The organism is Pedobacter petrophilus, from assembly GCF_009674725.1.
GTDB lineage: Bacteria > Bacteroidota > Bacteroidia > Sphingobacteriales > Sphingobacteriaceae > Pedobacter > Pedobacter petrophilus.
Genome location: NZ_WKKH01000021.1, coordinates 1 through 12,637, shown reverse-complemented (window position 1 = coordinate 12,637; position 12,637 = coordinate 1). Strand labels below are relative to the sequence as shown.

At 38.9% G+C, this 12,637-nt stretch carries 9 protein-coding genes; 4 read left to right on the top strand and 5 right to left on the bottom strand.

What is annotated here, in order from left to right; all coding sequences use genetic code 11:
• Window positions 1-132 precede the first annotated feature (132 nt).
• From GJU39_RS13815 to GJU39_RS13805, 3 genes are all read right to left on the bottom strand, one after another.
• Window positions 133-687 carry a GNAT family N-acetyltransferase gene (locus GJU39_RS13815; RefSeq protein ID WP_154281427.1) on the bottom strand — a complete coding sequence of 185 codons (555 nt, stop codon included), beginning with the start codon at window positions 685-687 and terminating at the stop codon, window positions 133-135.
• Between the two features lie 73 nt (window positions 688-760).
• Entirely contained in the window at window positions 761-3,052 is a 2,292-nt protein-coding gene (locus GJU39_RS13810) for a Tex family protein (protein ID WP_154281426.1), read from the bottom strand.
• A 394-nt stretch (window positions 3,053-3,446) separates the two neighbouring features.
• Window positions 3,447-4,148 carry an SAM-dependent methyltransferase gene (locus tag GJU39_RS13805; RefSeq protein WP_154281424.1) on the bottom strand — a complete coding sequence of 234 codons (702 nt, stop codon included), beginning with the start codon at window positions 4,146-4,148 and terminating at the stop codon, window positions 3,447-3,449.
• Between the two features lie 277 nt (window positions 4,149-4,425).
• Between GJU39_RS13805 and GJU39_RS13800 the strand changes: the two genes are divergently transcribed.
• Window positions 4,426-6,015 carry a DUF6600 domain-containing protein gene (locus tag GJU39_RS13800; protein WP_154281422.1) on the top strand — a complete coding sequence of 530 codons (1,590 nt, stop codon included), beginning with the start codon at window positions 4,426-4,428 and terminating at the stop codon, window positions 6,013-6,015.
• A gap of 40 nt (window positions 6,016-6,055) precedes the next feature.
• Here GJU39_RS13800 and GJU39_RS13795 read toward each other — a convergent pair whose 3' ends face one another.
• The gene (locus tag GJU39_RS13795; protein WP_154281420.1) at window positions 6,056-6,679 is read right to left on the bottom strand and encodes an HAD family hydrolase; all 624 of its coding nucleotides are present in this window, start codon (window positions 6,677-6,679) and stop codon (window positions 6,056-6,058) included.
• A gap of 79 nt (window positions 6,680-6,758) precedes the next feature.
• Between GJU39_RS13795 and GJU39_RS13790 the strand changes: the two genes are divergently transcribed.
• The 3 genes from GJU39_RS13790 (at window position 6,759) to GJU39_RS13780 (ending at window position 9,230) form a co-directional block, all read left to right on the top strand.
• Complete coding sequence (locus tag GJU39_RS13790) at window positions 6,759-6,986, top strand: YtxH domain-containing protein (RefSeq protein WP_154281418.1); 228 nt, start codon at window positions 6,759-6,761, stop codon at window positions 6,984-6,986.
• A gap of 63 nt (window positions 6,987-7,049) precedes the next feature.
• The gene (locus tag GJU39_RS13785) at window positions 7,050-8,447 is read left to right on the top strand and encodes an MBL fold metallo-hydrolase RNA specificity domain-containing protein (protein WP_154281416.1); all 1,398 of its coding nucleotides are present in this window, start codon (window positions 7,050-7,052) and stop codon (window positions 8,445-8,447) included.
• A gap of 96 nt (window positions 8,448-8,543) precedes the next feature.
• A complete protein-coding gene (locus GJU39_RS13780) occupies window positions 8,544-9,230 on the top strand; it encodes a class I SAM-dependent methyltransferase (RefSeq protein WP_154281414.1) in 687 nt (228 codons plus the stop codon).
• A 220-nt stretch (window positions 9,231-9,450) separates the two neighbouring features.
• Here the strand turns inward: GJU39_RS13780 and GJU39_RS13775 are convergent, their stop codons facing one another.
• A complete protein-coding gene (locus GJU39_RS13775; protein WP_154281412.1) occupies window positions 9,451-12,225 on the bottom strand; it encodes an outer membrane beta-barrel protein in 2,775 nt (924 codons plus the stop codon).
• Between the last annotated feature and the right edge of the window lie 412 nt (window positions 12,226-12,637).

Sequence of the window (12,637 nt, the reverse complement as noted above, 5' to 3'; positions counted from 1 at the left end):
TTGTGTTATACCATGCCTGCTATGTAGCTTTAAATCTGCTGAAAAGTCCAGTTAAAGATATGAAATTAAGAATAAGCAGCGTAAGATTGCTATTAGATAGGTAATTAAGTGATTAATAGAATGGATAAACAATTATTTATTTACCCATTCTTTTTTTAGTGCCGAATAAAGTATTAAATCGAGAAAGTCATTATTCATGATAGCTGCTTGTCTTAAAATCCCCTCTTTTACAAAATTTAGCTTTTCAGGTACCGCCTGACTTTTAAAATTTTGAGTGGCAACTTTAATTTCTATCCTATTTAAACCTAAAACATCAAAGCCGTAATTGATTAGTTTTTTACAAGAATTAATAATAATGCCTTTACCAATGGCTTCTTCTGTCAGCCAGTAACCAATAGCTGCGTTTTTGTCTAAATTATTAATGTGGTGCAAGCCAACTCTGCCAGCAATTTTGCCTGCATAAATAATTACAAAGCTAACTTCTTTTCCTTCGTTAAATAACTGGGTGCAAGTTTTGATATAATTTCGGGTATCTTCAACAGTTTTCATATGATCTACCCAAGATAAAAATTTGGATATGTGATCTCTGTTTTCATCTACAGACCTAAATAAACCTTCAGCATGGGTGTGATGAGTTAATTCTAGGTGGATGTTATGGTCAATCTGAAAGTTTAATTGTTCTTGCATGATTTACGCTAATAAAAGATAGGTGGTTTTTGTTATCTGGTTGGTGTTCACTAACAATTGCATAAGCCACCGACTATTTAAACATCCCTTTAAGTTTCGCTAATTTCTCCTGTAAATCGCCATCAGCATCTTTTTTCTCCTGCTTTGGTTTGAAAGTTGGTTTTGCTGTTTGGGGCTTAAGACCCTGTTTAGGCTTTTGTTCTTTGGGCTTCAGACTTCCGACTGAAGACTTCGGACTATTCTCCGTTTTCATCGATAAAGAAATTCTTTTGCGGGCGGCATCAACTTCCAGCACCGTAACTTCCACTTTTTGGTGAACCTTTACCACATCGTTTGCATTGGCTACAAAACGATTGGCCAACTGACTCGTGTGAACCAAACCATCCTGGTGAACGCCAATATCAACGAAAGCACCAAAATTGGTGATATTGGTTACAATACCAGGGAGTTTCATGCCGATTCTCAGATCTGAAATCTCATTTACGCCATCGGTAAAACTGAAAGCTTCAAACTGCTCACGCGGATCGCGACCCGGCTTAGCCAATTCTTTCAGGATATCATTTAAAGTAGGCAGACCGATTTCATTGGTAACGTATTGTTGCGGCTTAATCTGCTTTTGCAATTGCTGATCTTTCATCAAAGCTGAAACGGTTGTGCCTAAATCTTTAGCCATTTGATCTACAACAGCATAACGTTCAGGGTGTACGCCACTGGTATCTAAAACATTTTCTGCATTACGGATGCGTAAGAAACCTGCCGCCTGTTCATAAGCTTTATCCCCTAAACGCGGAACTTTTCTTAAGCTTGCACGGGTTTTAAAAGCACCATTTGCATTTCTATAATCAACAATGTTTTGCGCCAGTGTTGGGCCAAGGCCCGAAACGTAGGCTAAAATTTGTTTCGATGCGGTATTTAATTCAACCCCAACAGCGTTTACAGCACTCATTACGGTATCATCCAGACTCGCTTGTAATTTAGTCTGATCCACATCATGCTGATATTGTCCAACACCAATAGATTTTGGATCGATTTTTACCAGTTCTGCTAACGGGTCCATTAAGCGGCGGCCAATAGAAACTGCACCACGAACGGTAATATCCTGAGTGGGAAATTCATTTCTGGCTACTTCAGATGCGGAATAGATCGATGCACCACTTTCGTTCACCATTACAATGGTTGTGTTTGGTAGATTCAAACCACGAATAAATGATTCTGTTTCTCTTCCGGCCGTTCCGTTGCCAATGGCTATGGCTTCAATGTGATGTTTTTCACAAAGTTGTTTGATCGTTGCTTCGGCATTTTTTACATTTCCCTGCCCGGTGTGCGGGTAAATGGCTGTGTTTTCTAAAAGCTGACCTTGTTTATCCAAACAAACTACCTTGCAACCTGTACGGAAACCGGGATCAATGGCCAGGACATTTTTTTGTCCCATTGGTGCAGCTAATAATAATTGACGGGCATTTTCAGCAAAAACCTTAATGGCTTCTTCATCTGCTTTTTGTTTGGTCAGCACCCGAAGTTCAGTCTCCATTGCAGGTTCTAAGAGGCGTTTATAGCCATCTTCCAGGGCTTGCTGCACTTGTTTTGATGCCGCATGATTACCCGAAACGAATTGATTTTCGAGAATGGTTAACGCGTCTTCGGCAGGAGGCAAGGCATCTAACCTTAAAATAAGTTCTTTTTCGCCACGTCGCATGGCCAAAATCCGATGCGAAGCTGCTGTTTTAACCGGCTCATTCCATTCAAAATAATCCTTGTATTTTATACCTTCCTCTTCTTTTCCTTTAATTACTTCAGCTTTAAAAACGGCCTTTTCCTGAAAATATGTGCGCATTTTTGTTCTGGCCTCTACGTTTTCCGAAATCATTTCAGCCATAATATCTCTTGCTCCGGCCAACGCTTCTTCAAATGTATTTACCCCTTTTTCAGCATCAATAAATTTGTTAGCTTCAGCATGTAAGTCGAAATTTTTCTGATCAAAAATCTGCAAAGCCAATGGCTCCAAACCTTTTTCTTTTGCAACTGAAGCGCGTGTTTTGCGTTTCGGTTTATAAGGAAGGTAAATGTCTTCCAGCAGCGAAATGGTTTCAGCCTCGATGATTTTCTTCTCTAATTCAGGGGTTAATTTTCCAAGTTCCGTCATTGATTTTAAAATCGCTTCGCGGCGTTTATCTAAATCCCGTAATTGCAATACCCTATCGCGAATTGCTGCCACTTCAACCTCATCTAAGCTTCCGGTCATTTCTTTACGGTAGCGGGAAATGAAAGGTACTGTTGCACCTTCATCCAATAAGCTTACGGTTGCCGTAACTTGTTTTTCTGCGATTTTTAATTCTGCAGCAATTATTTTATGATGAGCTAACATATTCTTTTTTCAAATTTCAAGGGAGCAAAGCTAATCAGGATTTGCGGGATTCGAGGCTTTTTGAAATCAAGTTTTCCACTAAAAAATGTGAGTAATTTTTCTGAAAATAAGTTGTGTGGCTTTCAAGCCAGCTTTGACAGCTTTCTATCTAAAGCGCTATAAAAGTTGTCAGAGCTTTGAAATGGTGTTGGGCTTTTTTTGTAATCAGTTTTAACATGCGTCAGACCTTAAGGGGAATGGCAGCATATAAAAATGAACCTACCCTATTGTGCTTTGCTAGTGACCAGGCGCCATCGCAAATTTTCTTAAGCGCTATATTAAGTTGTCAAAGCTATAAAAGACAAAAAGCCCATGTTAAAAAACAAGGGCCTGAATATTATCATAACAGCTGCTATTAATACAACAAAAATATGGTTGGTTTTTTATGAAGATCGATTTCCTCTTTCCGCCAGTTGTAAACGCTTTGGGTTTTGATATACTCCCCTTCGCCGGTTAAATTGCTGGCCACACAAATCTGTGTATTAGGCTTACAGCTTTTCAATACCTCTTCAAAAAGTTGATTGTTTCTAAAAGGGGTTTCAATAAATATCTGGGTTTGTTTATAGCGGCTCGCCGATAAGTCTAAATCTTTAATGCGCTTGGTACGTTGTTCTTTGTCAATTGGTAAATAACCCCAGAAAGCAAAACTTTGGCCGTTAAAACCAGATGCCATTAAAGCCAATAAAATTGAACTTGGGCCAACCAACGGCACCACTTTAATCCCACGTTTGTGGGCTTCTGCAACAATATCTGCACCTGGATCTGCAATACCCGGGCAACCTGCTTCACTCATTAATCCCACATCTTTACCAGCAGTAAGCTCTTCAAAAAACTGTCCTAAATCTGTGCGGTTATGTTTTCCGTAATCGTGAACGATTAAATCTTTTTGGGCCGTTTTTAAGCCAGCTTCTTTTAAAAACCGACGGGCCGTTTTGCTGTTTTCTACTATATAAGTATCAATCTGGTTAATGGTATCAACCAGGTAGGGAGTATAGGTTTTATGTGCTGCCTCTTCTGCCAGAGGAACAGGAATAAGATATAAAGTGCCGTTTTGCATGATGCAAAAATACTTACAATAAATAGGATTTAAGTTTTAAAATTTAGTCTGCCTGCGGTATATTCTTCTTAATATGAAAAGGTGTAGCAAATTTTATTTTTAGATGACTGCTTTTCTGCACAATTGCAGACAGCTTAAATCGTTATATAAGAGTTAAATATGGCCTGGGAAGCGATATTTCAGGGAAAATCGAAAAACTATGCATGCATATTAAACCTTGTAAATTTTTGGTTCTCTAATTGATACACACAAATTAGGTTATTAAATAAACACACAAATGAAAACACTGAAAAAATCGGCGATTGTGCTGGGGCTTTTTGCGCTCCTCGCCGGAACCACAACCTTAGTCAGGGCACAAGACTATCAAAACGATTACCAGGATGATGGTTATAGCACTGGCAACTTTTCATTGCAAACATTTTATGATGAACTTACGCCTTACGGAACCTGGATTCAGGATCCGCAATATGGTTATGTTTGGCGTCCGGATGTAGATCAAAGTGATTTTCGCCCTTACTATACTAACGGACGTTGGGCCATGACGGAATATGGCAATACCTGGGTTTCCAATTATGACTGGGGCTGGGCACCTTTCCACTACGGCCGTTGGGTAATCAACAGCTACCGCCAATGGATCTGGATGCCGGATACTAACTGGGGGCCGGCGTGGGTAGACTGGAGAAGTGGCGATGGTTATTATGGCTGGGCACCAATGGCACCCAGTATTAACATTAATTTAAGCTTCGGTCGTCGTTATTCTGTACCAGAGTTTTGCTGGAACTTTATTCCACAACGTAACATCTACATTAACACTTTTCCAAGGTATGATTATGGTAGAAACAATGTTTATATCCGCAATACAACCATTATTAACAACACTTATGTTTATAACAGAAGAAGTTATTATGGTGGTCCGAGAATGGAAGATATCAGACGTGCAACCAACCGTAATGTAACTGTATATCGTTTTGATCAAAGCAGCAGACCAGGTGCAGGCAGGGTTGGCAGCAGAGAAGTATCAATTTACAGACCAAGACCAGAACGAAATGCAGTAAATAACCGAAGTGCGGCACCGAGAAAATTTGAACAGGGAAATGCAGGAATCAGCCGTGGCGGAAGAAACGATAACAATGTGAACCGTGATCAGCGCGGAAATAACAATGAGCAACGAGGCAATAACGATAATCGTTTTGGATCGAGAAATGACAACCGCAGTAGTCAATCAAACCGCGGCAATGATGCTGGTGCAGGCAGAGATAATAATCAGCCAAATAACAGGGGCGAGGCTTATGACAGAAATGCTAATGGTAGAATTAGTCGCGGAAGCACCAACGGCATTGAGCAAAGAAAGGCGCAGGAAAATGTAAACAGTGGTCAGGACCAGCAACGTTCAGAACAGGTCCGTCAGCAAAGGAGTCAGCAAGACCGGATGGGGCAGGATCAGCAACGTGCGCAGCGCGATGCACAACTGCAACAGCAAAGAGGACAGGCAGATCAACAACGCTCGCAACAAATGGATCAGCAAAGGGCACAGCGTAGTGAGCAAATGCAGCAACAACGCAACCAGCAGGTAGAACAGCAACGTTCTCAACAAATGGAACAGCAAAGGGCACAGCGTAGTGAGCAGATGCAGCAACAACGTTCGCAACAGGCGCAGGCTCAGCAACAAGAAAGAGTTCAGCGAGATGCACAGGCACAGCAGCAACGTGCTCAACAAATGGAACAACAAAGGTCGCAGCGTAATGAGCAAATGCAACAGCGACAAGAACAACGCAGAACAGAATCTGCACAGCCACAGCAAAGAGGAAGTAGTGAGCGAAGTGGCAGTGAAAGTGGCGGAAGGCCATCAAGAGGCGGAAGAGGATAAGCTAAAAAATCCCGGTGAAGACCGGGATTTTTTTATGCCCTTATTGTCCTGCTACCTGTTTAAGATCCCTCAAATCCAGCCCTTTAAAAGTGGTTTCGGCATTTGGATATCGGTTTTCAGGATCCAATAAAAAAGTGTCCAATCCCAGTTCAAGACCATATTTGATTTCAGATTCGGCATCATCACCGATAATCAAAATTTCTTCCTTATTTAACTGGTGTTGTTCAATCAGTTTCTGAAAGGCTTCCTTTTTATTGGAAACGGTAACATCAACTACACAAACTTCTTCGAAATCATCGGCAATGCCCAGCATTTTTACTTTAGAGGTTTGCTGTTTGTAAAAGCCTGCAGTTACGATGAATTTTCTTCCTTTTAATGTTTTTATTAAGTGATAATCATCTGAAGGTTTTAATGGTTTCATTACTTCTCTTGAACTTAAGTAGTCAATTATATTTTCCATGGCTTCCTTTCTGAAACCGTATTTTTCAGCAACTTTCTGGAACGGCGTGCGCAACATTTCGCTTTTCGCAGCCTGAAGGTGTTCTGTAGAAATGCCTAAGTCTTGCTCATCCAGGAATTGATACAGCCCACTCATCAGCTGTTGCTCGTTGGGTTTTGTAAAGTATATGGTATTATCTAAATCAATAAAAAATATTTGTTTCATTGTGGATTGGTTTTTGTAAGATAAAAAAAATAAAACACCTTATGGTGAAATATGTTTAACTAGATAAATAACTAAGACCATGAAAAAAGAAACAAAACTTATAGTAGGCGTATTAGCCGGAGCAGCATTAGGAGCAACCATCGCATTAGCGTTATCTTCAGATTCTTCTAACGATATTAAAGGTAAATTATCAGATTTCTTTGCAGATCTTTTAGATGCTTCAAAGGATAAATTTGCCGGATTAGCAGATAAAGCTTCTGGCGTAGCCGATAAGGTAAAAGATAAAATTTCAGAAGTGAAAGGTTAAGAGATTAAAAATGCCGGAAATATCCGGCATTTTCATTTCTTTGTATTTCCTAACCATATCTAAATGAAGATTGCTTTTCACGGTGCAGCCCGCACAGTTACAGGTAGCAAGCACCTGATTACTCTAAAGAATAATAATCAAATATTATTAGATTGTGGCCTTTTCCAGGGAATGGGACATGTTACTGGTCAATTAAACGACTACTTTGGTTTCGATGCCAAAAAAGTAACCTACCTCATTCTTTCTCACGCACATATTGATCATTGTGGCTTACTTCCAAAATTAGTTGCTGATGGCTTTGATGGAAAGATTTTCTGTACAGCTGCCACAATGGATTTGGGCCGGATTTTAATGATGGATTCTGCAAAAATTCAGATGCAGGATGCCGACTTCTCCAACCGCCATTTGCGCGAAGGTGAAGAAATGGAAGAAGCGCTTTATACGGATGAGGATGTGACGAAAACATTGAGTTTGATGAAGATCGTGGCCTATGAAGAGGATTTTAAAATTGATGAAAATATCCGCTTAAAATTTACTGATGCCGGCCATGTTTTAGGGAGTGCCGCAGTGCATTTAACGATTAACGAAGATGGAAAATCTACACGCATTACTTTCTCTGGTGATGTGGGCCGTTACGGCGATTTGCTGTTAAAAAGTCCTCAGCAGTTCGATCAGGCAGATTATATTTTGATGGAATCTACCTATGGTGATTCATTGCATAAAGATCTGGATCCGATTGAAGATATGCTTTTGGAGATTATTGAGAATACTTGCATCAATAAAAAAGGCAAGGTAATTATTCCCGCTTTTGCGGTCGGAAGAACACAGGAGTTACTTTACGCTTTAAATGATTTAGAATTAAAAGGTAAATTACCTGATGTTCCATATTATGTGGATAGTCCGCTCTCCTCTAAAGCGACCGAAATTTTAAAAAGCCATCCCGAAGTTTATAACAATGGTGTAAAAGAGATTTTAAAAGTAGATCACGATATTTTTGGGTTTAAAGGCCTGCGGTTTATCGAAAGCGTTGAAGAGTCTAAAGGATTAAATCAAGATCCTAGACCATGTGTAATCATTTCCGCATCAGGCATGGCCGATGCCGGTAGAGTAAAACACCATATCCGCAACAATATTGGCAATACCAAAAATACTATTTTAATGGTAGGTTATTGCGAACCCAATTCGCTCGGCGGACAATTAATTGCAGGTAAAAAAGTTGTTGAAATTTTCAGAGATAAACACGATGTAAAAGCAGAAATTCAGTCTATTAAATCGATGAGTGCTCATGGTGATTATGAAGATTTATTGGAATTTCTTTCTTGTCAGGATCCTGCTTTGGTGAAACAATTGTTTCTTGTTCATGGAGAATACGATGTTCAGCAAAACTTCGCCACGCGTTTAAAAGCTCATGGATTTAAGCATGTAGCTATACCAGAGTATCATCAGGAGTTTGAGATTTAGGTAGTTTTTTCGTCTTTCGTTGATCGTCTTTCGTTGATCGTTTTTGGCTTTCCGCTTTAGTCTTTCTGCTTTCCGCTTTCTTCCTATCTTTGTGTTATGGATGTTTTTGGCAAAGCCCTTACTGATATTTACAAAACCGGCGAAGCAGATATACTTTGGCTGCACAATTCTTATGGTGAACCGGAAGAAATGCCTTTAGAATTTTTTTTTCGGGATGATGAAGATATGCCGGTTTTAGAACTCCAGGCTTTGCACTTGTGCGAAGGGAAAGTTTTGGACATTGGCGCTGGTGTTGGGAGCCATGCCTTACTTTTGCAGGCATTCAACATTGATGTAACCGCTATTGATGTTTCGGAAGCTGCCATAGAGATCATGAAAGACCGGGGTGTAAAAAATGCATTGCTTCAGGATGTTTTTACTTATAAAGAGAAGTTTGATACCATTTTAATGTTAATGAATGGCATCGGTTTAACCGGAACACTGGCTGGGTTTAAAGCATTTTTAATCAAAATAAAAGACCTGCTCAACCCCGGCGGACAAGTGATTTTCGATTCTTCTGATATCGCCTACCTGTATGAGGATATGCCAAAGCCACAAAACCAGTATTATGGTGAAGTTTCTTATCAATATGAATATAAAGGTGAAAAGGGAAACTGGTTCAATTGGGTTTATGTAGATGAAGAAACCATTAAAACAATAGCTGCCGAAACCGGCTGGAATTGTGAAATGATTTTTGATGATGGTGAAGACCAGTATTTGGTGAAATTAACCCAAAGCCTGTAAAATGTCAGTTTATAGGCTTTGAGGGCCAGAATTGCTTATTTTTTTCGAACAGAACTTCTTTAATCAGGCGCTGAATCAAGTTCAGTATGACGCTACGTGGGTAATGAGCAAGCCAATTCTTAATTCATTTTAAAAATTAACTTATCCATACCCGTTTGTTGTGGTTTTCTCTATAAAATATCTTCACCCTGAATTTATTTAATAAGTTTACCTTTTTCTTTTAAAAATTAAACATCGTTTGTCTGCCACCAACTTTTTGCCCAAAGTTTTGAATATTATAGGTTAGTGTTACCATTCCATATCTTCCTAAGTTATTGCTTTGTGAATCTATTATACTGTTTCCGGTAATACTGATTTTTCTACGCACATTACTTTGCAAAATATCATTTACGGCAAATTTCAGCTGTGCCCTGTCGTTTTTCAAAAATAAATACGTCACTGCCGCATTCCATAGTTTAATATTGTTGTTGTAGCCTGCAATCTGCTGGCCATTTACCGTAAGGGCATAGGTGGTTTCGAAAACAACTTTTTTAGGGTATCTGATGATCAGTTCTGATGTACTGTTATGCGTATTATAGCTTAAGTTGGTGTAAAAGCTATCATCGTATCGACTGCGGTTTAAATTGACGGAATAGGTTTGATTGATTTCTAAAAAATCGTTAAAGTTAACCCTAAAATTGCCATTAGGACCGATATAGTATACATCAGCGTTGCTTCGGATCTCATTGATGATCACCGGAGAGTGGTCGAAATTTACCCATAAGCCAAGCCCTGCTTTTAATGTTGTTTTATTGATTTTGAAATCTTTAGATCCATTTGCTCCACCATAGAAATTGTAAATGCCGCTTGCATTAATGGGGGTAACTACTTGTACACCATTATTTATTGTTGTTGTGTTGATGATGCCGTTTTTCGTAAAGTTTCCATATCCGTACAGATTATAATTGATCAGACTTTTAGGATCATATTTATACATATTTAACCTCAGGCTTTGCGTTCTGGCTGGAATAAGGTTTGGATTTCCATTTCTGATGTACAACGCATTCGTGTTATCGGCTACTGGTTGCAGGTAATTTACGTTAGGTTCGGTAAATTGTGCAGAATAGTTTATGGTTAAAATTTTGTATTTAACCGTTAGCGTTGGCCATAAGAAATTGAAGCGCTGATTGATATCGCTTCCGGTGGTAAAGCGGTTATTTAAAGAAATATAATTTTGTACAAAGCCGGGTTGCACAGACAGGTCTTTACCTATTTTATAGCGAAAGCTAATATTTGCATTGGTTTTAAAGCCTGTTTGCTTAACGGTTTGAGTGAGATTGGGTACAATGATATCATACAATTGATTGGCTGGGTTTCTAAAAAAAGTACCAAGGGCATTTTCGTTATTGATGATGTTTCCGCTTAAATCAATTTTAAAGTTAAGATTCTTTGAAATTGGTTCAGTGAAATTACTATAAATGTAGGTGCGAAAATTTTCAATAGAATTATTTCGTAACTGATCTAAGTCTGTGCTTAACGGTGTTAAAAAGAATCTGCTATTGCTACGGTTATAGGTAAGAACAGGGTTTGGGTTGTAAGATGCATCAATTCCGAGATTAAGCGATCTGCCAGCTTTTATAAAGTCTTTACTGTAATCTGCTATAAGCTGGTACTTATTATTTGAAGCGTTTCGATCATTCAGGTTTTGCAAGGTATTGATCAGTTGTCCGTTTGCGTTACTGTTACTCGAATAAGTAGTACTTACTGCATTATTTGAACTTAGAATAACAACTGGTTCGATGGTTAACTGTGTTAAGGAATCAATTTGCCAGTCGATTTTACCGCGGATGTTATGCTTTAGTATTAAAGCACTGGTATTTTCGTTTGCATTCGTAATCAACCGGTCAGCGCCCAGGGTTTGGTTGGTGTTGGTTAATCTTTCCAGTAAATTATCAGATTTTCCAAAGAAATATTGAGTATTTATTTTAAGGCCTTTCTTAGTCATTGTGTTAAAATTGAAACCACCACCAGATGAGGTTTGTATGCCACTGGAGCTTCCTCCAAAACTGATTCCATTAAATTCAAAATATCCGCCAGAACTCATCATCATTGAGTTTACGCCACTTCGGTTAAAGCCACCAATCCGTTGTACATCATTAGGGTTAAAACCAGGTTGGTTAATGTTGTTTCCATAAGCCAGCATACTCACTTGCGTGGTATCACGAAAAAAGTTCATTAATCCGCCAGTTTGATAGAGGTTCTTGATTCCGGCTCCGGCGTATAATTTCCCAAAGGCACCTTTTTTAATCGCCCGTTTCAACTTCAGGTTGATGATTTGTGGAATATCAGCAGCTGCTAAATCTGGATCGCGTCTTTTCGCCTGTTTATCGTCAACCACCTGAACCTTATCTATAATGTTAGCAGGCAGGTTTTTAGTTGCAATTTGCTGATCTCCACCAAAAAATTCTTTTCCATCTACCAAGATCTTACTCACCGTTTTCCCGTTTACCTGGATGGAGCCATCTTCCGCAATTTGCACACCAGGCAACTTTTTTAGTAGATCTTCTACCACAGCAGATGGCAAAGTTTTAAAAGATTCGGCGTTAAATTCGATGGTGTCTTTCCGAACAATAACCGGCGGACGTTCTGCTGTAATTACTATTTCATTGAGATCATTAGATTTTGTAGATAGATAAAGCGTTCCCAGATCTATAGCTGGCTTTTGTATGGTTAGCGCTACATCTTTCCTAAACGTACCGTATTGCCAGGCCGTGATGATCAAACGGTATTTAACACCAATTGCGAGATTGTTAATTTTAAATGTGCCTTTATCATCAGAAAGTTTATACGTGCTGAGTACACTATCGCCCGCTTTATAAACTGAAACAGTGGCATAATTTAACGTGGTTTTATGGTTGGCACTATCTGCCAGAATACCTGTGATACTTCCATTTTTTTGGGCGAGAAGATTAAGAAATGCAAAGCAGAACGTAACCGAAAGTAGGAGTTTCTTCATATATGGACTAAATTATTTTTATCTGTTATTCGGTTTTTAAAAATGTGATGAATGCGGAATAATATGTGATGTATTGCCCATTTATGTCATCAATATACAGACGCATAACCCATAAAATGTTGCATTTACAAAAACAACTAAATTTTTAGTTAAGTTAGGATTGATTCCTCAAAATTGCAAGTCACATCGAAAATGATACAAATAAAAAATATTTGACCAAACCTTATTATGGTAATTGAAGGCGTGGAAGTGCATGGTCAATCGATTTTCAAATCGTTGTAATATGGAAAGGAGGTGCGTAAACAAAAAAAGAGGCTGTATCATAAACACTAAATGTCATCGTAAGTTTGTATAAATAGGTTTTGAGAATTGCTGACAGGATATAATTTTGTTCAGCATAAAAGATCCAGCA